The organism is Sphingobacterium siyangense, assembly GCF_007830445.1.
In the GTDB taxonomy this organism is placed as follows: Bacteria; Bacteroidota; Bacteroidia; order Sphingobacteriales; family Sphingobacteriaceae; genus Sphingobacterium; species Sphingobacterium siyangense.
Genome location: NZ_VLKR01000006.1, coordinates 57,600 through 81,102 on the forward strand (window position 1 = coordinate 57,600; position 23,503 = coordinate 81,102).

23 protein-coding genes are annotated in these 23,503 nt (G+C 37.5%); 7 read left to right on the forward strand and 16 right to left on the reverse strand.

Annotation, left to right across the window (positions count from 1 at the left end; genetic code table 11):
- Positions 1-55 precede the first annotated feature (55 nt).
- Entirely contained in the window at positions 56-2,824 is a 2,769-nt protein-coding gene (locus IQ31_RS07325; protein ID WP_244294401.1) for a TonB-dependent receptor, read from the reverse strand.
- A gap of 446 nt (positions 2,825-3,270) precedes the next feature.
- On the opposite strand from IQ31_RS07325, the gene IQ31_RS07330 reads away from it, so the two are divergent.
- The 3 genes from IQ31_RS07330 to IQ31_RS07340 all read left to right on the forward strand — a co-directional run bounded on the left by IQ31_RS07330 (position 3,271) and on the right by IQ31_RS07340 (position 5,963).
- Positions 3,271-3,912 (forward strand): ABC transporter ATP-binding protein, encoded by a 642-nt coding sequence (locus tag IQ31_RS07330; RefSeq protein WP_070567298.1) that lies wholly within the window; start codon positions 3,271-3,273, stop codon positions 3,910-3,912.
- Positions 3,913-3,959: 47 nt separating this feature from the next.
- Positions 3,960-5,354 (forward strand): ABC transporter permease, encoded by a 1,395-nt coding sequence (locus tag IQ31_RS07335; RefSeq protein WP_145327592.1) that lies wholly within the window; start codon positions 3,960-3,962, stop codon positions 5,352-5,354.
- A 132-nt stretch (positions 5,355-5,486) separates the two neighbouring features.
- Positions 5,487-5,963: a hypothetical protein gene (locus IQ31_RS07340; protein WP_070567302.1), complete on the forward strand. Its 477-nt coding sequence runs from the start codon at positions 5,487-5,489 to the stop codon at positions 5,961-5,963.
- Positions 5,964-6,047: 84 nt separating this feature from the next.
- On the opposite strand, the gene IQ31_RS07345 is transcribed toward IQ31_RS07340, so the two are convergent.
- The 9 genes from IQ31_RS07345 to IQ31_RS07385 form a co-directional block, all read right to left on the reverse strand.
- Positions 6,048-6,764, reverse strand: a complete 717-nt coding sequence (locus IQ31_RS07345) for a 16S rRNA (uracil(1498)-N(3))-methyltransferase (RefSeq protein WP_145327593.1) — start codon at positions 6,762-6,764, stop codon at positions 6,048-6,050.
- Positions 6,765-6,781: 17 nt separating this feature from the next.
- Entirely contained in the window at positions 6,782-8,095 is a 1,314-nt protein-coding gene (locus tag IQ31_RS07350; RefSeq protein WP_088160665.1) for a hemolysin family protein, read from the reverse strand.
- Between the two features lie 8 nt (positions 8,096-8,103).
- Complete coding sequence (locus IQ31_RS07355) at positions 8,104-8,646, reverse strand: inorganic diphosphatase (protein WP_075991667.1); 543 nt, start codon at positions 8,644-8,646, stop codon at positions 8,104-8,106.
- Between the two features lie 8 nt (positions 8,647-8,654).
- Positions 8,655-9,305, reverse strand: coding sequence for a DedA family protein (locus tag IQ31_RS07360; RefSeq protein WP_075991666.1), 651 nt, complete (start codon positions 9,303-9,305; stop codon positions 8,655-8,657).
- A gap of 143 nt (positions 9,306-9,448) precedes the next feature.
- Complete coding sequence (locus IQ31_RS07365; protein WP_075991665.1) at positions 9,449-9,865, reverse strand: HIT family protein; 417 nt, start codon at positions 9,863-9,865, stop codon at positions 9,449-9,451.
- A gap of 238 nt (positions 9,866-10,103) precedes the next feature.
- A complete protein-coding gene (greA, locus tag IQ31_RS07370) occupies positions 10,104-10,577 on the reverse strand; it encodes a transcription elongation factor GreA (RefSeq protein WP_046674213.1) in 474 nt (157 codons plus the stop codon).
- 143 nt (positions 10,578-10,720) lie between these two features.
- Complete coding sequence (locus IQ31_RS07375) at positions 10,721-11,419, reverse strand: response regulator transcription factor (protein ID WP_046674214.1); 699 nt, start codon at positions 11,417-11,419, stop codon at positions 10,721-10,723.
- 15 nt (positions 11,420-11,434) lie between these two features.
- Positions 11,435-13,093, reverse strand: coding sequence for a sensor histidine kinase (locus tag IQ31_RS07380; protein WP_088160664.1), 1,659 nt, complete (start codon positions 13,091-13,093; stop codon positions 11,435-11,437).
- Positions 13,094-13,105: 12 nt separating this feature from the next.
- Positions 13,106-14,986, reverse strand: a complete 1,881-nt coding sequence (locus tag IQ31_RS07385) for an alpha/beta hydrolase family protein (RefSeq protein ID WP_145327594.1) — start codon at positions 14,984-14,986, stop codon at positions 13,106-13,108.
- Between the two features lie 177 nt (positions 14,987-15,163).
- Here IQ31_RS07385 and IQ31_RS07390 point away from each other — a divergent pair, with 177 nt between their 5' ends.
- Positions 15,164-15,454 carry a DUF4286 family protein gene (locus IQ31_RS07390; protein WP_070567317.1) on the forward strand — a complete coding sequence of 97 codons (291 nt, stop codon included), beginning with the start codon at positions 15,164-15,166 and terminating at the stop codon, positions 15,452-15,454.
- Between the two features lie 20 nt (positions 15,455-15,474).
- On the opposite strand, the gene IQ31_RS07395 is transcribed toward IQ31_RS07390, so the two are convergent.
- The 6 genes from IQ31_RS07395 to IQ31_RS07420 form a co-directional block, all read right to left on the reverse strand.
- Positions 15,475-15,825, reverse strand: a complete 351-nt coding sequence (locus tag IQ31_RS07395) for a DUF983 domain-containing protein (protein WP_232475712.1) — start codon at positions 15,823-15,825, stop codon at positions 15,475-15,477.
- Positions 15,826-15,934: 109 nt separating this feature from the next.
- Positions 15,935-16,198: a hypothetical protein gene (locus IQ31_RS07400; RefSeq protein ID WP_070567322.1), complete on the reverse strand. Its 264-nt coding sequence runs from the start codon at positions 16,196-16,198 to the stop codon at positions 15,935-15,937.
- Positions 16,199-16,225: 27 nt separating this feature from the next.
- Entirely contained in the window at positions 16,226-16,927 is a 702-nt protein-coding gene (locus IQ31_RS07405) for an RluA family pseudouridine synthase (protein WP_070567324.1), read from the reverse strand.
- Between the two features lie 141 nt (positions 16,928-17,068).
- Positions 17,069-18,073, reverse strand: coding sequence for an MlaD family protein (locus tag IQ31_RS07410; RefSeq protein WP_070567326.1), 1,005 nt, complete (start codon positions 18,071-18,073; stop codon positions 17,069-17,071).
- Positions 18,074-18,078: 5 nt separating this feature from the next.
- A complete protein-coding gene (locus IQ31_RS07415; protein ID WP_075991660.1) occupies positions 18,079-18,852 on the reverse strand; it encodes an ABC transporter ATP-binding protein in 774 nt (257 codons plus the stop codon).
- A gap of 6 nt (positions 18,853-18,858) precedes the next feature.
- Complete coding sequence (locus IQ31_RS07420) at positions 18,859-19,617, reverse strand: MlaE family ABC transporter permease (RefSeq protein ID WP_075991659.1); 759 nt, start codon at positions 19,615-19,617, stop codon at positions 18,859-18,861.
- 256 nt (positions 19,618-19,873) lie between these two features.
- On the opposite strand from IQ31_RS07420, the gene IQ31_RS07425 reads away from it, so the two are divergent.
- The 3 genes from IQ31_RS07425 (at position 19,874) to IQ31_RS07435 (ending at position 23,478) form a co-directional block, all read left to right on the forward strand.
- On the forward strand, positions 19,874-21,442 hold the full coding sequence (locus IQ31_RS07425; RefSeq protein ID WP_145327595.1) for a DUF6600 domain-containing protein: 1,569 nt from the start codon (positions 19,874-19,876) through the stop codon (positions 21,440-21,442).
- A gap of 160 nt (positions 21,443-21,602) precedes the next feature.
- On the forward strand, positions 21,603-22,784 hold the full coding sequence (pncB, locus tag IQ31_RS07430; RefSeq protein WP_088160660.1) for a nicotinate phosphoribosyltransferase: 1,182 nt from the start codon (positions 21,603-21,605) through the stop codon (positions 22,782-22,784).
- Complete coding sequence (locus tag IQ31_RS07435; protein WP_244294405.1) at positions 22,768-23,478, forward strand: class I SAM-dependent methyltransferase; 711 nt, start codon at positions 22,768-22,770, stop codon at positions 23,476-23,478. Before pncB ends, IQ31_RS07435 begins: the two co-directional genes overlap by 17 nt.
- Positions 23,479-23,503: the final 25 nt, after the last annotated feature.

The following is a 23,503-nucleotide window of genomic DNA, read 5'->3' on the forward strand; positions in this document are numbered from 1 at the left end:
AAAAACACTTTAAGTATGTCTTTACATTTAAAGTAATATTAAGTTTATATTACTACTAAAATGTATAATTAAATGATACTGAATAATTTCCACCGGTCTTATAGCGATATAGAATTTCCTTAGCTTCGTTATCAAAATATACGTTTACAGGATTATTCAAAATATCACCCAAATTAACCTTTACCTCCGCTTTATTCTTCATCAATTTGTAGCCAACTTGCGCATCTAATACATTACGAGGTGCTTCGTAAGCACTCGCAAAGGTAATTCCTCCTGCTTGTGCTATCCGCTTACCAATACGGTTAAAAAGGACATTGACATTCAATTTATTATCCAATGCACTATGCTGCAATCCTGCATTGATCGTATAGGGAGATTGTCCAACCATAGGTCGAGTTTTCTCTTTATAATCTTGATCAGTTGGATTAGTCACCTTCGAATGCACATAAGAAAGATTTAAATATGCAGTTGTGTTAGAAAACAATTTATTTTCATTGATAAAATCCAATTTCTTTCTTGCCTCTAACTCAGCTCCATATAAAGTTGCTTTTGGTGTATTGAAATAGGAAACATCAACTGTCGAATTCACATCATAGCGAGATGCTTCAATAGCATCTGTAAACTGTTTATAGAATGCAGAGATAGAAAAGATTTCGCCAGCCTTAGGATATATTTCAAATCTCAAATCCGCGTTATTGATTGCGCTTCTTTTTAGTTTTGTATTCCCTGAAATAGTTCCAAATTGCTCGTAATCATAAAAACTAAATGGTGCTAATTCTCGTAACTCTGGACGAGCAATTGTTCTATAATAGGAAGCTCTAAGATTTGTTTTACTATTTAAACTATAAGTCATATTAATTGAAGGCAAAAAGTCTAATTTTGTATCATCAACGTCCTTTTTGTCTGTGTCAATTTGAACATTATAGTTTTCAACACGCAAGCCATACACTACGCGAAACTTATCCATAAACTTTTGGTCCATCATAGCGTAGCCAAATCCTGTCATTGATTTTGCTGTATAGAAATCACCAGGCATTTGAATTTCATCGTATTTAAAATAGTTTTTATCGATCAAATCTGCAGCAAATATTTTATCTGGAGAAAGTTCACGTATTTGATCAGCTAATTTTGAATCCATCTTAATTACATCTAAGACCAGTCCAACAAAACGTGCATCAAAATCACGATGACGATAATTCGCTCCAGCACCGACTTTCAATGTAGTTGGTGCCGATAGAAAATTCATTGGTCTAGCATAGTTTAACTCACCAGAGAAAACATTTTCATTAAGATCTGAAAACAAACGTGTATTCTCTTTACTAGGACTTGTAATGTTGGCCAAATAAGGAACTGTAGAATCATTTTCTTTATCAATCGCTTTTGCATAATTGATTTTCATCTGATTCGGTTGATTATTTTTAATGTTGCTATACGATGCTGTCCATTTAATTCTATCATTTAGATCCGAAAGTACATGATCTCCTTCCAAGGTTGACTTGAACAATGATTTTTGCAAAATATCAAAAGCATAGAATTTATTTACTGATGTCGTTCCAAGATGTGTTCCTGTTCGCTCAGTATATAAGTTATCATAATTTCGATTGTACAAGTTCTTCCAAGAGATTTTATTCTTTCCAAAAGAATAACCGAAATTAGCCATTGCCCCCAAATTCGTTGTAAATTTATATTGATTATCTGTATAATCATATTGATACCACTTACGTTCAATATTTGATAGAATATTTTGGGAATTCCGATAATTTACAGAAAATAGCGCGCCAAACTTATTGTTATTCTCATATTGCTTTACTCGACCCAAAGAAAATTGATAAGCTTGAGAGGGAAGAGCCTTCTTATTTTCAACAGAGAAATCATTCGACAACGATTTCATAGTTAAACGTTGCCACTTTTGCGATAAACCAGCCGCGAATGCTTCTCGCGAAGGATAATTCTTGGCCAACTGACTAGATCCATCATCAAAACCAAGATAGTTTTGAAAATTCTTCTTGGTCTGCAAAAAATCTTTAAAAGTTGAAGCAGTGTTATAACCATACCCTAAACCAAAAGAAATGAAATTTTGATCAGGAATATCTTTTGTTGTAATCTGTACAGCTCCCCCCGCGAAATCTGCTGGTAAATCTGGAGTAGCTGTTTTTGAGATCGTAATTTTATCAATAAGATTCGAAGGAATAATATCAAATGAAAAAGCGCGACGATTGGCTTCTGTACTTGGTAGTACCGAGCCGTCCATCATAGCAACATTATAGCGGTCACTTAAACCGCGAACGATGACAAACTTATTATCTTGAATTGTCGTACCACTGACACGACGTAGTGCTTCGGATGTATTTTTATCTGGCGATCTTCTAATCTGCTCACTTGAAATACCATCAGAAATCAATGCACTATTTTTTTGTTGCGAATATAATGCACCAATAGATTCTTTCTTAAAAGATCCCGTAACCACAACTTGATCTAACACCTGTCCTTCTGAATTATCAAGAACGATATCCAAATTGGTCAAATCATTCGCTTTAATCTCAACCTCGGTAACTTGCTTTGTCGAGTAACCAATATAAATATATTCTACAGTATATTTACCTGCCGGTAAAGCTGGAATACTGTACTTTCCGGATACATCAGAGCTTCCACCTCTTGATGTTCCTAAAATACGAACAGTTACTCCGGTGATTGTTTCACCAGTTTTACTGTTAGTAATAGTCCCCATTAACTTCCCACTACTCTGCGCATAAACTGTTGTAGATGCAGCTACTACAAGCGTCATGGCAGCAGCGATTCCTTTAAGTTGTAATTGTGGTTTCAATTTATTTGTTTTTTGTTTCTGCAAATCTATTAGCAGAATATTAGATTAACATTAACAACAAATTACCATTACATCAATCAGTTGTTAATTTAATGTTACTCACCTCCTATTTTTCTTGATTTTCAGCAAAAAACAGCTGTTTATCCAATTTACACGAATATTTCCTCCCCTTAATGGGACAGCATATTAAAGAAGTGTAATAAAATTATTAAGCACTTAATTTATTAACACAATAAGGTTATTTTTCTAAATTACACTTTAATGAATGCCATTTACGGCTTTATATAGATAAGTGGCACTGCCAGTTGAGAGAAACCAATCATCTTCCATTGCCAACTCTTAACTAACTGCAGTAAATTGCTTTTTATATGCAATATAATTGCAATTATATTGCATATAAAAAGCAATTTATCTAAGTTTGAATATATTTTCAATTTCTGATCCTCATGAGCACTCCAATCGTATCGACTACACAGTTATCATTTCAGTATCCTAATTCAACGCCAATTGAATTTCCAGATATTCACATCGAGAAAGGTCAGCATACGCTGTTATTAGGGGATTCGGGTTCTGGAAAAACAACGTTACTTAATATATTAGGAGGTTTGTCACGACCAGAGACAGGTCTAGTCAAAATAAATAACCAAGACCTATCCTTATTATCAAACAGCAAATTGGATCAGTTTCGTGCGCAATATATCGGATTTATATTCCAAGAAGCTCACCTCCTAAGAAATTTAACACTTTTGGAAAACATCAAGTTGGCACAGTCTTTAGCAGGGAAAAGAATAGACCTTAATGCAATACATTTCATATTGACGCAACTGCAATTAGATCAAAAAAGTGATGCCTACCCGAACGAATTGAGTCGCGGCCAATTACAACGTGCTGCTATTGCACGCAGCATCATTAATAAACCAGCTCTACTTATTGCTGACGAGCCAACTGCCGCTCTAGATGACAACAATACCTACAGGGTATTAGAACTGTTATTATCGATAGCTGACACTGCAGGATCGACTTTATTGATAACAACACACGACAAGAGAATAAAAGATCAGTTCTCCAAAATGTACCTTTTAAAATAATTGTTTTACTTTAATTTACGCGTCACCCTTAGTTTTTAGAATTTGTTATGAACACGATACAATTGGTTTGGAAAAATTTAAGTAGGCAGTTTGGCTCGGTCTTTCTAAGCATTCTGTTAACGGCGTTTGGAATTTCCATCCTTGCCGTGCTTTCAATTACCGGCGAAACTTTTGAAAAGCAGCTTGACAATAACAGTAAAAATATTGATTTGGTTGTTGGAGCCAAGGGAAGCCCCCTTCAATTGATCTTATCAAGTATTTATCATATTGACAATCCAACCGGCAATATCCCACTGGACGAACTGGAACCATTACGCCAAAATCCCCTTGTTCAGCTTGCAGTGCCCCTATCTTTAGGTGACAATTTCAAAGGCCATCGCATTGTTGGAACAGATTCATCTTTCTTAGCTATTTATGAAACAGCAATAACTGAAGGCCGTATCTGGCAAAATAACTTTGAAGTAGTCATTGGTGATCAAGTTGCAAAAAAACAACAGCTCAAAATTGGCGATCAGATCCATAGTTCACATGGCTTGAGCAAAGATGGACATCATCATGACGAACATCCGTTTACCATTGTTGGTATTCTAAAACATAACAATAACGTTACCGATAACTTAATACTAACCAACTTAGAAAGTGTTTGGGATGTACATGGCATTGCACATAAACATGAGCATCAAGAAACAGCAGTAGAGAAAGAATTACGGGAACGCCAAGAAGACCGGGAGGAAACCCTCAAAGCACATCTGCACCATCATGGTGAAGATATAGCAGAAAATTCATCTGCTCCAGCCCAAACGAACGAAAAAGGGCATCAGGAGCAGGAAGACCATCATGAGCACGCAGAGGAAGGCATGTTTGTGAAGTCAATAGGTGCCGACATGGTAAAACAGAATGGACTGGAAATAACCGCCATTCTACTAAAATATCAATCCCCTGCAGCGATCGGAATTTTGCCAAAATTGATTGATCAGCAAACAGACATGCAGGCCGCATCTCCCGCCATGGAAAGCACTCGTCTATTCTCGTTATTAGGCGTAGGGATAGATTCTTTATCGATACTCGCTTATGTAATTATGTTTATTGCAGGTTTAAGCGTCTTTATTAATTTATATAACGCATTAAAGCAACGTAAATACGATCTTGCCATCATGCGTACGCTTGGAGCCTCCAAAGGAAAACTCTTTGCCATTGTGCTTCTTGAAGGACTAATCATTACGATTCTTGGTGGGTTAATTGGGCTTATAATGGCACATCTAGCGCTTTACTATATCAGTAATCAGACAAGTCAAAGCGCCGATTTTATAGAGGCTTTTACACTTCATCCTAAAGAACTGATTTTCTTGTTTGTTGCTTGTCTAATAGGTATCTTCGCAGCACTTATTCCGGCGATCAAGGCCTACAGGACAAGTATTTCTGGAACACTATCAAATAAATAAGTTTAACTAAGATTACACAACGACAAAAGATCGCAATAAGAAGAGCAGCTTATCCTCTAGGCAGGAAAACGGAAAATACATTCGAACAGCTTCTCGATACATAACACTCGATACATAACAATAGCATAACACATGAAAAAAACACTGACAGTATTCTTATTTATATTATTCTGTACCATACAGTCCCAAGCCCAAATAGGCAATAATCCGGATGTTCCCGATCATACACCTATGATGAACAAAACTTGGGAAGCAATTGATAAAATGGCTTATAAAGTAACTTATAATGGGGCAAAGAAAGTATATACTCCTTTCTACCCAAAAGAACTTAAAGCGCTTGAAAATAAAATTGTTGAATTACCAGGTTATATGGTTCCTCTTCATAGTGGTCGTAATCATAAAAACTTTATGATGTCTGTATTACCCGTGATGCAATGCCAATTCTGTGGATCCAACGGAATACCACCAATGGTTGAAGTAACATTAAAGGGCAATGCAATAAAATTCTCTGAAGATCCGATTAAATTAAAAGGGAAAATGATCTTTACCAAAGATCCGCTTAAAGGAAATGCTGAAATCCAGATTGTAGATGCAGAACCAATAAAATAAACTAGCGTCTATTATTAAACCATTAAATGGGCTTTGCAGATCTCTCACAGCCCATTTAGTGGGCCAGGGTCCGTCTTTTATCCCCTATCCTCTATTCAGCAGGGAAACTTCCATACAAGCTGCTAAAGCAGCCGTTTCGGTTCTTAAACGCGCTTCTCCCAACGAAATCGGATGAAACCCCATCTGTAGTGCCAAATCAATTTCTTCTTCAGAGAAATCTCCTTCCGGACCAATGAGGATAATATAATGCTGGGCAGGCTCCAAAACCTGGTTTAAATACTTCTTTTCAGCGTCAACACAGTGTGCAATTGCCTTTTGAACACCTTCTTTTGGGATTTCTCTCAAAAACTGTTTAAACGATACTGCTGGATTTAGCTTGGGAAGATAGGCTTTCAACGATTGTTTCATCGCTGCAACTACCACCTTATTTAGACGATCTAATTTCACCTCTTTTCGCTCAGAATGCTCACAGATAACTGGAGTTATTTCTTGAATGCCAACCTCAGTCGCCTTCTCCAAAAACCATTCGATGCGATCAATATTCTTCGTTGGACCAACAGCAATATGCAAATGATATTTTGGCTGCTGAAATTCCTCCTCAACAGTTAAGATCGTAAGAACAGTACGTTTGGGATGAGGGTCAATAATTTGAGCTTCGTACAAACCACCGCGACCGTCTATGAGATGTAGGCGATCACCAGTATCCATACGAAGCACACGAATAGCATGTTTACTTTCTTCTTCACTAAGGATAAAATTTTCTAATGAAGGGTTTAAATCCGGTGTAAAAAATAACTGCATGTGCTTTCGTTATTGTTTTATTCTTCTGTATCATCATCGGCCGATTCGACCAATTCCAATTTGACAAACTCTATGTTCTGCTGGGCCTTACGGATAATAGTGAATACGTAACCATATTCTTCTTTACGCTCACCGACTTCAGGAATCTTATCAAAGATTTCGCTCACCAGACCGGACATCGTATCGTAATCCTGACTCTCGGGTAATTCTATCGGGAGAAATTCATTCACATCATGAATACTAGCGCCTGCATCGACCATATATTCCGTTTCCGAGATACGTTCGACAACTGGAGTTTCCTCATCGTATTCATCCTGAATCTCACCAACAAGTTCCTCAACAATATCTTCCAGGGTAACCATACCCGCAGTTCCACCAAATTCATCCAATACAATCGCTAACTGTAGACGCTTTTGCTGGAACTCAGCCATTAGATCATTGATCTTCTTCGTCTCAGGAATGAAATAAGGTTTGCGCATGATATTTCTCATGACAACCTCTTTTCCTTTAGCTAAGAGGGGTAAAATATCTTTCGTATGGACAATACCAACGATTTGATCAATATTATCCTCATAAATTGGCAGACGAGAGTACCCTTCTTCAGTCATGGTTTCTATCAGCTCAGAGGCATCAGCCGTGACCTCCACAGCCACAATTTTGGTACGAGGTACCATAATATTCTTAACGATACGTTCGTTAAAATCAAATACATTTTTGATCAACTCGTGCTCAGAAATATCCAAAGCACCAGACTCCTTACCTTTATCCAAAAGATATTGCAACTCTTCAGAAGAGTGTGCAGATTCCCCTTTAGTAACTTCAAATCCTAAAATCTTCAACAGAAAATTAGCGAAACCATTTAAAATCCAAATAAATGGTCTAAAGATAAAGTAGAAAAATTGCAGTGGAACCGCAATTTTCATTGTTGTTGCAACAGGTTTTTGAATCGCAATTGATTTAGGAGCGAGCTCTCCAAATACAATGTGTAACACGGTAATAATCGTAAAAGCCAATATATGACCTGCATTCGTCGCGATTGTACCTGTCAATTCAACACCGAAAAAACCTAGTACCCCCTGCACAATTTGGGTCATTACAGCCTCTCCTACCCAACCTAAGGCCAGTGAAGAAAGTGTAATACCCAATTGTGTAGCGGCCAAATAACCATCCAAATGCTCCGTTATACTTTTGGCTATTGTAGCAACTTTGCTACCTGTTTTTGCCTGAACTTCAATTTGGGAGACTCGGACCTTGACAATAGCAAATTCTGCCGCGACAAAAAAGCCGTTGGCCAATACTAAAAACAATGTCCAAAATATATCGAGCGCCATGCTTGGGGTTATTTGTTAACAAATTCTTTTTTGTACAAATCGATAGCCTCGATCAAGATTCTTTGTGCTTCTTCACGTCCTTTTACACCCTCAACAATGACATGCTTCTTTTCAAGTGCTTTATAACTCTCAAAGAACTGTACAATCTCCTTCATGGTATGCGGAGGTAACTGATCAATATCTTTAATGTAATTAAAAACGGGATCATTTTTAGCTACCGCAATAATTTTATCATCTTGTTCTCCACCATCAACCATATTCATCACACCAATGACCTGTGCTTCAACCAATGTTAATGGTAAAATATCCACTGAACAAATGACCAAAATATCCAAAGGATCTTTGTCATCGCAATAAGTCTGTGGGATAAAACCATAATTGGCAGGATAAACGACAGATGAACTCATTACTCTGTCCAAAAGCAACAAACCAGTTTCTTTGTCTAATTCATACTTTCCTTTGGATCCGTTTGTAATCTCAATGATAGCATTTACGGCATTTGGAACATTCTCACCTGGAGAAACCATGTGCCAAGGGTTTTGTTTACTCATTTTTTATTTTACTGTATATTTTGTTTGTTTCTTTTATCTTTTATACGCTTTTTTAACAACGTTATTGCAATTGGTAAAAATGCGATCACAATCATACCAACGACAACATATTCTACATAATGTATAATCCAAGGGAACTCAATACCAAGGAAATATCCAGACAGGGTCAATACAAGTACCCAAATGGCAGCTCCGGCAACATTATACAGAACGAACTTCTTAAAATCTAATTTTACAACACCTGCAAAGATAGGTGCAAAAGTACGAACTATTGGAACAAATCTTCCTATAATTAAAGCAGTTCCACCATATTTATGGTAAAATTCTTCGGCCATGACCACATATTTTCGCTTAAAGATGAAACTATCTTTTCGCTTAAACAGCATCGGCCCCGCTCGATAACCAAACCAATACCCTGTAAAATTCCCTAACACTCCCGCTATAAACAAGCCCAAACAAAGCGTGTATATATTAACGTCAATTTTATTTAGCGCGCAAAATAATCCTGCAAGAAATAATAAATAATCCCCAGGTAGAAAAAATCCAAAAAATAGGCCCGTCTCAGCAAATACAATTAAGATAACCAGATAAAACCCTCCTGAACTCAATAGCTCCTCCGGGTTTAATAATTGTTGAAATGACAACAAGAGTTCATGCATAACCTTTAGTAAAAATCAATGTTGCGTTCCTTTTTTAGAACAACTTCCACGCTTATCTCTGTACAAATTTGAAACGACAAGGTACAAATATAGCATTCTTCTAAAAAACGAACGTAAATCAAGTGTAATATAATCCTTTCTAATTATTGATTTTGAGCAGTTATACTGACGATAGACTCGCGAATAGTAGTCGCAATTTCATGAAGTTCGTCCTCTGCCAAGCTCAATTTAGGTCCAGCAAAGTTTAAATCACTAATTTTATTAATAGGCACCAAATGTATATGTGCGTGAGCCACTTCTAAACCAACAACTGCAACACCAACTTTTACACAGGGAATTACCTTTTTAATACCTTGAGCAACAATCTTAGCAAAGACCCAAAGCGCCATATATTCATCATCTTCTATATCAAAAATGTAATCGGTCTCTTTCTTAGGGATCACAAGAACGTGCCCCTTAGCCAATGGACTGATATCCAAAAAAGCTAGAAAATCATTACTTTCTGCAACTTTGTAAGCTGGGATCTCCCCAGCAACGATTTTTGAAAAAATTGTCGACATATTATTCTAATCTTGGAATAAATCTTTTAAACAATAATTAGCAAAAAACAGACTTTAAAATGCAAAGCCTTCGGTATGTTAGCAATTAAAAATTTAACTGCAGATTTTATCACACCCTGTTTTTCTACTGCCAACAAATATAAACAAAAAAGGTCGCGATTACTATATCACGACCTTCTTAATATAAAGTTAATTTGTGGATGTGCGGTTATGGCATACCGCACATAACCGACATATATTATCTTGAAATCTCTACGATCTCGAATTCAATTTTACCGGCAGGCACTTCAATAACAGCTGTATCACCTTTCGATTTTCCCAACAAACCCTGGGCAATAGGAGATTTAACTGAAATCTTGCCCGACTTCAAATCTGCTTCTGACTCCGCCACCAATTGATAAGTCATTTCAGCACCATTCTTTTTGTTCTTGATCTTAACAATCGATAAGGCCAAAACTTTAGATGTATCCAATTTGGACTCATCAATTAAACGTGCAGTCGCCAATGTATTCTCCAAATTGGCAATTTTAGCTTCGTGAAGCCCCTGAGCTTCTTTAGCTGCATCATACTCTGCATTTTCTGACAAATCTCCTTTGTCTCTAGCCTCTGCAATAGCATTGGCAATTTTAGACCTTCCTTCCGTCTTCAGATAAGCCAATTCTTCTTTAAGCTTACGCAATCCTTCTTCCGTAAAATAAGTTACTTCTGCCATAATTTTATCTTTTTTCTTATTTTCTACTTTTTAAAAAAGAAACAAGACCATATTTCCCTCGTCAGGAAACATGGTCTTGCTTTGAATCTATACGAAGATAATAATTGTTTTCAACAAAACAAATTCTTACCCGTTAAATAAAATTAAATCTCTTCCTCATCAACAAATTTATACCCCAGCCCCCGAACTGTTTGTAGATAATGTGGCTTATCTGGATTTGTTTCGATCTTTTTCCTTAAACGAACCACATGCATATCCAAAGTACGTGTGTTGACATTGGAGCTATAACCCCAGACAACCTCCATTAACTCCTCGCGTGTAATCTCCCGGCCTAAGTTTTGTAAAAAATGAAGCAAAATTCGGTTTTCCAAAATGGTCAACTCAACTTTCCTTCCGTCACGTATTAAGGAATGAATATTCGGATGATGTTCCGTTTGCCCAAATTTATATACTTCGGGACTGTTCTTAGGTAAGAAAAATTTCACCTTATTATCGATCATAGCAATAAGCACATCCATATTGAATGGCTTACTAATGTAATCAGTCACACCAAAGCTATAGGCTTCAATTTTGTCCACATCTTGAGACTTCGCTGTCATCATGATAATGATATTCTCAAACCCGGCTTTACGGACATCTTCACAGATTTCGTTGCCTTCTTTTCCTGGAAGCATCCAATCCAACAAAACCACATCGGGTCTCTTTTCCAAGATCAAACTTTCCGCTTCATTCCCATTTCCACTCTGAATGACCTGATAGCCTTCGGATTCCAATCGATGTTTTACCAAGAACCGTAAGTTCTCATCATCTTCAATAACAGCAACAGTGATGTCTTTATTCATATTTAAATTTATTTTTTAAACCGGAAATACCAAGGTAAAGGTGGTCCCCTGTCCCAATTGACTTTTTACTGTAATATCACCGCCTATAAATTCGGTAATCTCTTTACAGAAAGCCAAGCCCAAACCGATACTTCCTTGCTGATTATATTGACTTTTTATTCTATAAAACTTTTTGAAGATGTTGTTAAACTCTGCCTTCTCAATACCTATTCCTTCATCCTTAAAAGTGATAACAAAATTCTTCTTGTTTTGTTGTATCGCAATATCTAAGATTTTATGCCCCGCTTTCGAATATTTATAGGCATTATCGATCATATTTTGAAACACACTACTTAACAGTACCGGATCTGCAAGCATTGATGTTCTTACATCAATTTTTGTGCTAATCTTGAAATCCGCATATTTTATTCTTGACGAAGCTACTAGATTTTCGGTAAATTCCTCCAAATCAACTTCTTCTTTATTTAATTTTATGGTTTTATTTTCGATCTGACTAAAAGACAACAGCTTATTCATCAAGTTATTTAATCGGTCTGCCTCCTGATCTAATATATTTCCATACATTTTCCGCTCTTCATCAGAGAGTACCTGCGCACTCTTAATATTATTTCCAGCAATTTTAATAACACTCACAGGCGTCTTAAACTCGTGGGTAAGATTATTGATGAAATCGTACTGCAATTTAAAAAGTCTTCCGTTAATTTCTAAATTTCTATAAATTAAATATAATATTGCAATCAAAATAATATAAATCAGGGATACCCCTCCCAATACCGGCCAAAAACTGCGATTTATCTCTTTTGACAGAAAACTTTTACTCGACCTAAAAAGAAGTTTGTAGTCTGCTAACGCTCCAGGTAACGGCATCTCCGTTGAAATCTCGTCATTTTCCGGCGTGATCGGAGCACCAACCAGTGGCACTATTTCTACTTTCTCATAAAGATTTGAATAACTATTTTTTACTTCCAGATACATTGGATCAATCTGAAAATTGAACATATCCTGTTCATATCCGACAGTATGATCCAAATTACCTTCCATAATGGACTTATAGACTATTAAGTCGTTGACCCTTGGAATATTCAGATAGGTAATCTGTCCAGGTCTTATGGTATAAAAAACCTTCAGAATATCCTTATCAGAAAGCTTGGCATTCGGTTGCAATTTATCGATATAAGTTGCCAGCTTCACACCAATATTATTAATCTCTTCGGAATGCAAGCCCATCTGTCCACGATCCCGAATCGTATTTTTATTCAGGCCAGACCTGGAAACGGTAAAAAAAGTAATGGTTTTCGGTTGAATTCTAAGGTTATTAACAATAAAACCATAGTTCAAGTTATGATCATTATTAAATTGTAAATCAAAAAAACCAATTTCTCTAACGAATGGGTAGGAACTTAATATACTATATGCATATTTTCCCGCCTGGACTGAATCCAAAAAACCTTGATAAAAAGATACTTCAGGAATTCTATTCTGAAAAAAATCATTGAAAGGGACTAAGGTTTGATCAAATATCTCCGATTTCCGATTGGTAAATTCGTTCTTAATATGCGATTCTGTATAATTACGCGAAAGAAAAAGGGCAAATATATACAGACCACTAATCACGATGAAAAACATCAACAATAATCCGTAATTTTTTCGATAGCTATATTTCTCTGCTTTCATAATCTCCCGCCCTTAGTCTACAAGATATTTCGCCAAAAATCGCTCCAACTCATTATAGTAACCAAAGACATTCTCGTCCCGTTTAAAAGTTCTATCCTCGTCCTCTTTTAGGATGTATTGTACGGGAATATTATTATTCTTTAATTTCTGTACAAATTGATTTGCATCTGTTACCGAACTAAACCGATCCTTTCCTCCCTGTACCAATAGCACCGGTATCTTTACTTTATCCGAATGAAATACAGGTGAAATATTTTTAAATAGCTCAGCCTCCCGAATCGGATTCCCAACTACTTGATACATTTTCTGCACATACGATTTAAAATATGGCGGTATATCTCTAAAGTAAGTGAACAGATTGGTATAGCCGGAATAAGACACGGCACATTTATAAAGATCAGAATTAAAACAAGCAGCGTGTAGCGCCGAATAGCCTCCGAAACCTTTCCCTACAATAGCGACACGTTCCCGATCAGCAATTCCTTCTTTAATCAACCATTTTACTCCATCAGTAATATCATCCTGAATCTTCCCGCCCCATTCCTTAAATCCCGCAGTCCAAAACTTCTTACCAAAACCGGTCGATCCCCTATAGTTCATCTGAAAAACCAAATAACCCCTGTTCGCCAAAAACTGCGCTTCGTTATCGAATCCCCAAACCTCCCGTCCGTTAGGTCCATCATGGGGCAATACAACCATAGGCAGATTTTTGCGATTGGAATGAATGGGATAAGTTAAATAACCCGAAATCTGAATGCCATCTCTCGCCGTATAAGTGATATACTCATTTGGAGAAAGTTCTTTGTCTTTTAGATCGGAATTATTATCTGTTAGCTTCGTTAATTTTTGAGTCGAAAAATCATAGAAATAAATCCCGCCCGGGTTTACGTCCGTATAGGTTTTGATAATGACCTTGTTCCCCGAAATATCAGTATTCAATACCTGAAACTCAAAGCCATCAATCTGCTTCGACAATTGATCATATTTCTTTTTGGTAGCCTCATCAAAAAAATGTCTGTTCTGTCTTGATGTGCTATAATTGACAAATAACAGCTTATTCTGTTCAGTGAAATACCCCCCAGGGCTCACGTCAACATCTTTATGACTATATAGCTCGCCCAGCTCTTTTTGGTTTAATAAATCATAACTTACCAAGGCCAGTTTATCCCTGTCTATATTGGATAAAGCATAAATGATGGCATTTGAACTATCCTTATAACCCAGTGGAGTAAAACTACTTTCAACATCACATCGTATAATCTCTTTAAATGGTTCTGTTTCTGAACTTCTATAGAGCACAGATTGCTGTACAGAATCGTTGGCCACAGCCAATCGTACCTGCCCATCATTAGATACAACCCAGGAGCTCATATTTCCGGGATTCTGTAAAACCAATTCCCGAGGCCTCCCGTCTAAATAGATACGATAAAGGTCAAAAAAAGAAGAGTCTCTATCGTTGATTCCCGCTATAAAACTATCACCTCCGGTCGCCATAGCATGAATCCATCGAAACCGACCTCGTACCGGTTTAATCAATGGCCAAATCTTTTCTGTGTTGATGTCCACAGCATATAAACGTAAACTGTCCTGCGAAGATTGTTCCGTCAAAAAGGAAATTTTTGAATCATTGTTCCAAGCGAAGGATTTTACATTAATATCATTTTGATAAGTAAGCTGTTTGGAACTATCCTTATTGATCAAATCTATTAAATAGATATTTTTGCAATGATTATCTAAGCCAATGTAAGCGATAAATCGACCATTTGGAGAAATCTTAAAATTTGATTTTTCAGGTGTAGAAAAAAATTGATTTATTGGAATAAGATCAACACTATGTCGTTGACACCCCAACATGATCATGGCAGAAAAAAACAAACCTATCCAAAATTTCATCCTCATAATCCCAAATACATCCTTATCATTTATTCCAAATATTGCAATTAAATACGGAATTGCATGAAATGCAACCTTATTTTTACAAGATATAGTAATTAAATGTAATATTCAAACTTATCTCGGTTCTGTCCTTTAGAATCTTTTTTATCGCAGAAAAATAGCGTATTTTTGCATATGTTTTTATACAATGTCTCCGTTATAGCAGAAGAAACAATCCATCAAGAGGTCGTTTCATGGATTCAGGATAATATCGTGCAATCCCAAAAATTTCAAGTGCATTTTCTGGAAATGCTACAGTCTCCACACGAAGGTATGACCTACTGCATTCAAGTTATACTCCCTACAGAAGACCATATAGCAGATTTTCAGCAAGTGCATCTAATTCCATTACAACAACTCATTTCGGAAGTATATAAAGACAAGGTGTTCCTTTTCGACAGTACCATGAAGTATCTAAAAAAATAAAAGAGCTCTGTGGAGCTCTTTTATTTTTTTATTTCATTAATATCGTTACCATCTTCTTCAAAGTTCTTATTATTCTTTTCACCTATCTCTGCCGCCAATTCATAGCGCGGATCATAACTGATTTTTGGCGTTAAAAAATGAAGTAAAATCAAACGGGCATATCTAAAATTAAAAGGTGCGAAGACCAAAATGGTTACAGCTAGACCAATCAGATAAGACCAAGGAGACTCGCTTCCTGTCAAAATTGCGATAGCAACAGATACAGTAACAATCTCAGCGACAGACAAAGCATAACTCACATACATGGCAGCATAGAAATACCCCGGCTCAACCTCGTACTTGACACCACAATAAGGGCAAGTATCATTCATATGCTGCTTATGTAAACTGTATACCTTTCCTACAAATACATTACCAATATGACACTTCGGACATTTGGAATGTATCATTGCATGGAATTTGGATGTGGGCATTAAGAATCTATTTTATTTCGTTTAAAAATTTCTTTGTTACGGGGTTCTTCTTGCGGTATTTTTTATACCATAAATAACCAAGGCCCGCCGCGGCTAGATAAGGTATTACCAATAGAAACAAAATACCGTCATTCAGACCTCTTCCTTGCATATTTCCTTCCTTCGTAGAATTCTCAGCGTTCAATGTACACATCGCACACTGTCCGTACGAAACAGACACAGCCGAGCAGCTTAAGGTAAATATTAGGAGTAAATATTTAAACCATTTCATAGCACAAAGGTACTGAAATTTTAACGATTAGCGTGCCAAAGATTCAAATTTATCCCAAAAGCCATCTTTCGGCAAAGAAGCGATCAATTCCATCTTATCCTTTTTTATTGGATGCGTAAAGGTCAATGAACGAGAATGTAAACAAATACTGCCCAAAGAACTGCCTCTTGGATATCCATACTTATTATCACCAACAATAGGACATCCCATCGCTGCAAGTTGCGCACGAATCTGATGTGTACGACCTGTTAAAGGCTCTACGCGCAGCAAATAGAATCCATTCAACTCACCCACCAATGTATAATCCAACTCGGCATAACTTCCGCCTTTCACCTCGCGTGGAAAGGCCTTTGTTACCCTTGTTTGTCTATTCCGAACCAACCAATTGATAAGTTTCCCCTCAGTTTTTCGCGGACGCTGTCTAACGATTGCCAAATAGGTCTTTTTCACATGTCTATCCTGAAAAAATTTATTCATTCGCTCTAGCGCCTTGCTTGTTTTGGCGAACAAAATCATACCACTAACAGGTCTATCTAATCGATGAATAACACCAACAAATGCTTCATTTGGCTTATCATATTTCTTTTTCAAATATACTTTCACCATATCTTCTAAAGATAGGTCTCCTGTTTCATCCACCTGCACAATATCCCCGGCTTTCTTATTTATAGCGATGAGATGATTGTCTTCGTAAATGACGTCTTTATCGGTTATTTCGCTGTGATTCATTTCTTTCAAATATAAAAGGGTTATCCAAATACTATACAGTGCTAAGACCTGTTGAGTTGGATCCCATAATGACGCTATTATTTATTAAAAAAGGCCCTACGCAAGCGTACAGCCTTTCCTTATGTTCTTTTTTAACACAACTTACTTTGCAGTGTCCGCTTTAAGCAACTCAGCTTTTTTCGCATCCTCCTTCATCTTCTTTTTAAAGAAACCACGCAACAAGAAATTATGCTGCAATGCCTCCATATTCTCGTCCAGTTTGGATGTGCTCGAATTTAAATTATTGATTGCCGATTTAATTTGATTTGCCGATGCCGGGTCATTCAATAACACACCCACCGCATTATCTTTATCATTCAATCGACTTGAAGCATTATTCAAATTGTTTATCAATGCATTTGCTGTCTGAGAAACTCCTTGCAACTGCGCTGCAGACTGACGCAGGTTAGAGAATATAGCGGTATCAGTCGTTAAATCATGAATCAAGCCCTTATTGCTATTTAAAGAGTTTGTCAAGGTAACCAAATTAGCAGATGCTTTATTCGCATTATTCATTGCAGCACTGATTGACAATAATGTAGCACGCAATGTATTAACCATAGAAGTATCGGTCAACATCGCTCCAACCATTCCTTTTCCGTCCGCCAATCCACGTGATATTTCTACAAAGTCAGTCGTAATCTTTGCTAAGTTTTCATTATTTACCTGCAATGTTTCCATCATTGCTTCCATGTCCGCAGTCTTCGCCGAACGCAAGAAATCACCTGTCTCCACTGTTGGCGCATTTTGCGACCCTCCAGAAATCACTACGATCTTGTTACCAATCAAACCGTCCGAGCCCAATTTTGTTACAGCATCTTTACGAATATATTCAGCAGATTTCTCCTCGATTGTCAATACCACCTCAACATCCTGCACGCTTTTAAAATGTATATTCTTAATGATCCCTACCTTAACCCCAGAAAACCACACATTACTCCCCACTTTCAATCCAGCGACATCGGGAAATGAAGTCGTAATTTCGATATTTCTAGTAAATTTCTTTTGCTGGCTACCCAAAATAAAAATACCCGCTAAAAGAATCAATACGCCTAAAAAAACAAAAATACCGACAATGATTGCTCTTTTATTTTCTGCCTTACTCATGTATATTATAGAATAAAATTATAATTATAAAACGCTCTTACACGTGCGTCATCTGTATCAAAAATCTCTTCAAAAGACCCCTGTCTTTCAAACTTGCCATCCAACAACATTACAATACGGTCTCCCACCTCTTTCGCACAAGCTAAATCATGCGTAATAATAATTGATGCTGTTTTATACCTCTCCTGAACCTCATTAATCAATCCATTAATCTCCAAACAAGTGATCGGATCTAGTCCTGCTGTTGGTTCATCGTACATCATGATTTCAGGTCTAAGAATCAGTGTGCGCGCAATACCAATTCGTTTACGTTGTCCACCCGACAACTCCGATGGCATCTGATTGATAGCTTGCGAAAGCCCTACTCCATCCAAAACCTCTTCTACAGCGTAGTTGATCTCCGAACGTGTTAAGTTCCGTTTATTTCGAACCAATGGAAATTCCAAATTTTCGCGCACAGTCATACTATCATAAAGCGCACTATTCTGAAAAGAAAACCCTATTTTTAAGCGTAATTCACGCAGTTCGCGATCATTTAATTCAAGAACTGACTCTCCCAAAACATTGATCGTCCCCTCATCCGGTCTTAATAAACCAGAAATCAATTTGATCAACACTGATTTCCCCGTTCCAGAACGTCCAAGCACAACGAGATTTTCTTCTTTATATAAATCCAGGTTGACACCACGTAGGACGTGATTATCACCGAAAGACTTGCTAACATCCCTAATTTCAATGACCGGCTTCGAATGGTCGATGGTTGATTTAATCTTTTCCATAGCTCGCTATCCAAAGAACGATAAAACTTGAACAATAATTATTTCCTCAATAAATACAAGGAACATCGAAGCTACAACGGCAGCATTGGCTGCCTTACCCACACCTTCAGTCCCCTTTGAAGAAAAATAACCGCAATAACAACTTACAGCTCCAATAGTAAAACCAAATATAACCGCACGCAAAACCATAGCACCTAAATCCTTAAATGCTATCGTCTCAAATACTTGCGTAAAAAAACTCAAAAAGCTTAAGTCGTCTTTACTCATCATACTTAGGTAACCGCCTAAAAGACCTATACCCGCTACATAAAAACATAGTACAGGAATCCCAATAGTTGTAGCTAATATTCTACTTACAATAAGATACTTATATGGATTAGTTCCCGAAACTTCCATGGCATCGATTTGCTCCGTGACATTCATCGAACTTAGTTCCGCACCGATTTGCGAGCCCACTTTACCCGAAGCTATTAAAGCTGTCACCAGCGGTGCAAGAGCACGAACAATAGCAATCGAAATAAGCGAAGGCAACATCGAAGTCGCCCCGAATTCTTCCAAAGAAGGACGCGATTGTTTTGTAAAGACAAATCCAACAATAAACCCCGTTAAACTGATCAAAGGCAAAGATTTGTAGCCTATTTCATAGCACTGGCGGACAATTTCTTTAAATTCATATGGTGGAGTTACCAATTCGCGCCAAAACCGTAGCAAAAAACGGTGAATGTTTGCGAATTCTAGAAAAAAAGTCTGAAGTTTTTTAGCCATTTAAATGATGTCTATTTCAAATTAATGTGTCATAAAACACGTCTTATGCTGAACAAACACGTAGCAATTCGAGCGGTAAAGGTAAATAAAAAATATGTATCTAAAATTGTCGTTTATGTAAAAAGATCATCAATTTGACTTTTATATAAAAAAAATCAGATTTCCAGTGTACCGATTAAACCATTTTATACGTTATGCTGTCATAATAACAAAGACAATACAATAGAGTTTTGTCACACTTTTAAATATTACAGTCATGAAAAATTTAGGCAACATAAAATATTGGGTACTTGGTTTTATAGGTATCGCTTCTTTTTCAAGTTGCGCGACTTCAATGGCCCAACGGAGTGGATATAATGGTTATAACAATTATAACAATGCTGGAGTTTCGTTCCAGATGTTCTATGATCAACTCTCCCCTTACGGACAATGGGTTAATGATCCCAATTATGGTTATGTCTGGATTCCGGACGTTGGCCCGAACTTCCAGCCTTATGCAACCAATGGTTATTGGACAATGACCGACTATGGTAATACCTGGGTATCCAACTATGACTGGGGTTGGGCTCCATTTCACTATGGTCGCTGGAACTACAATGACCGTTATGGATGGGGATGGGTTCCTGACTATGAATGGGGGCCAGCATGGGTAAATTGGCGTCAAAGTAACGACTACTACGGTTGGGCACCAATGGGCCCGGGCATGAGTATAAATGTATCTGTTAATATTCCAATGAACTTTTGGACATTTGTGGGAGTCAATCACTTTATGAATAGGGATATGGATAGATATTATGTTAATCGAAGAAATTACAATATTATCTATAACAGAACCACCATTATCAACAATACAACGATAATTAACAACAACTATTATGTTGGTGGCCCTCGAAGATCTGACATCGAACGTTCGACAGGAAGAAGCGTAACAGTTAATAGAATTGCAAATGCCGATCGACCTGGATCTGCCCGCAGTAGCAGCAATCGTAGTAATGAAATCAGTATGTACCGTCCAAATGTAGACCGTAATACAAGATCTTCTGCACGTCCTACAAATGTCGTGGATGCATCTACCCGAACACGTAATAACAATAGTGAGATTTCAGATCGTACCAATCGTGTTATCAGCAATCGAGACAACATCGATTCAAGATCAGGAAGTCGTGAGTTATATATCGATAACAGTGGAAATGCTTCTGTAAGGTCTCGTAATGATGCCAACAGCGGTGGCTCGAGTCGTAGTTCAAATAATAATACGAGAAGCAGCGACAATGGAACTGTAAATAGAAATACGAACGGTACACAACCTAATTCGAATAACTATGATTTTAGAACACGATCAGGTCGCCAATCGGATGCTTCAAACAATAACAACCCTACATCTACCAGTAGAAATAGACAAAATGGCTCCGTTGATAATAATGGTGTTGTAAACGGCAGAAGTACAGACTACAATAGAAACACAGATTATAATTCACGTTCGCGGTCAAATGCAAGCAGCTCTAATCAGACTGTGCCTCCACGAGTACCGACAACAACGCCGCAACGAAATGGAAATTATGATGGCAGTAGAACACGTTCAAGCCAACCGGTGTCACAGCCTGTCCAAAATGGAAATAACAACGCTGGCAGCAGGAGCCGTTCGAGCCAACCGGTATCGCAACCTGTAGCACAACCAACTCAAAATCGGAGCTACGAAAACACAAGAAGTAGATCAAATACAGACAATTCATCGTCCGTATCGCGATCAAGGTCTTCAGAAAGCTCCGGTGAACGTAGCTCTGGACGTTCTTCACAAGGATCAGAAAGATCTAGAACAAGATAATGACAGCCGAGTAAAATAATAATTCATATCTGGCGGGTAAAATGAAAAATTTTATCCGCCTTTTATATGCATGTCTTTTTATATTTATCATGAACAATCCATACATTTTCACGTTAATTAGTAAATTTACCGCTTCAAACAAAAAAACAGATCGATAAAGATGGCTTCATTTACCTCTATATTAGATAATGACTTTTACAAATTCACCATGCAGCATGCTGTGGTTAAGTTGTTTCCAAAGGCCAAGGCACGTTATCATTTTATTAACCGGGGACATCATAAATTTCCCGATGGTTTTGACGTGCTCCTGAAGGAAGCCGTCAATGAGATGGCTAATTTGAAGTTAACAAAAGCAGAAAAGGCATTTTTTGCCAGAACATGTCCTTATATAGACCCAACCTATTTTGACTTTCTTCAAGGTTATCGCTACGATCCCGAAGAGATCAAAATATTCCAGGATGGCCCCGACCTTGAAGTCATTATCGAAGGGTACTGGTACCGTACTATTCTTTGGGAGGTTCCGTTGATGTCGCTCATATGTGAACTTTTTTATGAATCCCAAGGTCTACAACGTGCCTCGGATGCAGAAGTAATCGCCACAGCCAAAGATAAAATCGAAAAATATAAAAAACTCAATATCACAATTGCTGATTTTGGCACCCGCAGACGTCATTCTTATGAAGTCCATGATATGGTCGTTCGCACACTGAAGCAATATGGCGAAAAAACATTTATAGGTACCAGCAATGTACATTTGGCAATGAAATATGAGACGAAACCAATTGGCACACACGCCCATGAATGGTTTATGTTTCACGCCGCCAAATACGGTTATAAAATGGCCAATCTACTTGGTCTTGAACATTGGTCTGATGTCTACCGAGGTGACCTCGGAATAGCACTATCGGACACCTATACTACGGAAGTTTTCTTTCAGCAATTTGACAAAAAGTTAACCAAATTATTTGATGGAGTCCGCCACGATAGCGGCGACCCGCTTGAATTTACAGATAAGGTTATTGCACACTATAATAAAAATGGAATCAATCCCCTCTCAAAGACAATCATATTCTCGGATGGCCTAGACTATGAGAAGGTCGAAAGAATCGCGAGCTACTGTGAGGGAAAAATATTGCATTCCTTTGGCGTTGGCACCAATTTCACCAATGATGTGGGACTCAAACCCATGAATATCGTCATTAAGATGACTGACGCTTTACCAGAAGATGATCAATGGACCCCGGTCATTAAGCTATCTGACGAACCAATGAAACATACAGGAGATGAGGACTCCATATATATTGCAAAAAAAGTATTAATGATTGATGATGACAATGCATAGAGATGTATACGGTGAGGCCTTAGATGATTACTTTGTACATCAAGAAGAAAAGTTCCCTTTAATACTCAATACAAGTTATGGCGACCAAGATGAAATGCCCGTTGAGATTTTCTTTCGGGAACCCGATGATTTTCCTGAACTGGAATTTATTGGACTATCCTTATGTGATGGACGTGTACTGGATGTTGGAGCAGGAGTTGGCAGCCATAGCCTGTATCTCCAAGAAAAAGGTTTTGAAGTAGATGCACTGGAACTCTCGCAAACCGCTTGCCATATTATGCAACAACGCGGGGTACAACATATTATCTGCGAAGATTTCTATAAATTCGAAGGCCAAAAATATGATACGCTATTGTTTTTAATGAACGGAATAGGTCTTGCCGGTGACGTAGATGGTTTTCGAAAACTATTACAGCATAGTAAAGAGTTACTGACTGAAAATGGCCAACTGATTTTTGACTCTTCAGACATCAGTTATTTGTACAAAGATTACAACATCAAAAAACCAGCGCATTATTTTGGGGAAATTCAATACCAGTATGAGTACAAAGGGACTCGAGGAAATCTTTTCAAATGGCTCTATTTAGACCAGGATTTATTGATCAAAATTTCGCACGAACTGGGTTGGGTTGTCCAAATTTTGTATGAAGATGAGAATGATCAATACCTCGTCCGCATGGAACTAAAAAAATAGCCTGTTGTTTATAACAGGCTATTTT

Excerpts from the sequence above, each read along its gene's own strand:
- IQ31_RS07415 (WP_075991660.1), bottom strand. The coding sequence starts at position 18,852 with ATGGAAAAGATTAAATCAACCATCGACCATTCGAAGCCGGTCATTGAA.
- IQ31_RS07380 (WP_088160664.1), bottom strand. The coding sequence starts at position 13,093 with ATGAAAGCAGAGAAATATAGCTATCGAAAAAATTACGGATTATTGTTG.
- IQ31_RS07410 (WP_070567326.1), bottom strand. The coding sequence starts at position 18,073 with ATGAGTAAGGCAGAAAATAAAAGAGCAATCATTGTCGGTATTTTTGTT.
- IQ31_RS07340 (WP_070567302.1), top strand. The coding sequence starts at position 5,487 with ATGAAAAAAACACTGACAGTATTCTTATTTATATTATTCTGTACCATA.
- pncB (WP_088160660.1), top strand. The coding sequence starts at position 21,603 with ATGGCTTCATTTACCTCTATATTAGATAATGACTTTTACAAATTCACC.
- IQ31_RS07360 (WP_075991666.1), bottom strand. The coding sequence starts at position 9,305 with ATGCATGAACTCTTGTTGTCATTTCAACAATTATTAAACCCGGAGGAG.
- IQ31_RS07390 (WP_070567317.1), top strand. The coding sequence starts at position 15,164 with ATGTTTTTATACAATGTCTCCGTTATAGCAGAAGAAACAATCCATCAA.
- IQ31_RS07420 (WP_075991659.1), bottom strand. The coding sequence starts at position 19,617 with ATGGCTAAAAAACTTCAGACTTTTTTTCTAGAATTCGCAAACATTCAC.
- IQ31_RS07375 (WP_046674214.1), bottom strand. The coding sequence starts at position 11,419 with ATGAATAAAGACATCACTGTTGCTGTTATTGAAGATGATGAGAACTTA.
- greA (WP_046674213.1), bottom strand. The coding sequence starts at position 10,577 with ATGGCAGAAGTAACTTATTTTACGGAAGAAGGATTGCGTAAGCTTAAA.
- IQ31_RS07330 (WP_070567298.1), top strand. The coding sequence starts at position 3,271 with ATGAGCACTCCAATCGTATCGACTACACAGTTATCATTTCAGTATCCT.
- IQ31_RS07350 (WP_088160665.1), bottom strand. The coding sequence starts at position 8,095 with ATGGCGCTCGATATATTTTGGACATTGTTTTTAGTATTGGCCAACGGC.
- IQ31_RS07355 (WP_075991667.1), bottom strand. The coding sequence starts at position 8,646 with ATGAGTAAACAAAACCCTTGGCACATGGTTTCTCCAGGTGAGAATGTT.
- IQ31_RS07395 (WP_232475712.1), bottom strand. The coding sequence starts at position 15,825 with ATGAATGATACTTGCCCTTATTGTGGTGTCAAGTACGAGGTTGAGCCG.
- IQ31_RS07345 (WP_145327593.1), bottom strand. The coding sequence starts at position 6,764 with ATGCAGTTATTTTTTACACCGGATTTAAACCCTTCATTAGAAAATTTT.
- IQ31_RS07385 (WP_145327594.1), bottom strand. The coding sequence starts at position 14,986 with ATGAAATTTTGGATAGGTTTGTTTTTTTCTGCCATGATCATGTTGGGG.
- IQ31_RS07365 (WP_075991665.1), bottom strand. The coding sequence starts at position 9,865 with ATGTCGACAATTTTTTCAAAAATCGTTGCTGGGGAGATCCCAGCTTAC.
- IQ31_RS07405 (WP_070567324.1), bottom strand. The coding sequence starts at position 16,927 with ATGAATCACAGCGAAATAACCGATAAAGACGTCATTTACGAAGACAAT.
- IQ31_RS07425 (WP_145327595.1), top strand. The coding sequence starts at position 19,874 with ATGAAAAATTTAGGCAACATAAAATATTGGGTACTTGGTTTTATAGGT.
- IQ31_RS07435 (WP_244294405.1), top strand. The coding sequence starts at position 22,768 with ATGATGACAATGCATAGAGATGTATACGGTGAGGCCTTAGATGATTAC.
- IQ31_RS07335 (WP_145327592.1), top strand. The coding sequence starts at position 3,960 with ATGAACACGATACAATTGGTTTGGAAAAATTTAAGTAGGCAGTTTGGC.
- IQ31_RS07400 (WP_070567322.1), bottom strand. The coding sequence starts at position 16,198 with ATGAAATGGTTTAAATATTTACTCCTAATATTTACCTTAAGCTGCTCG.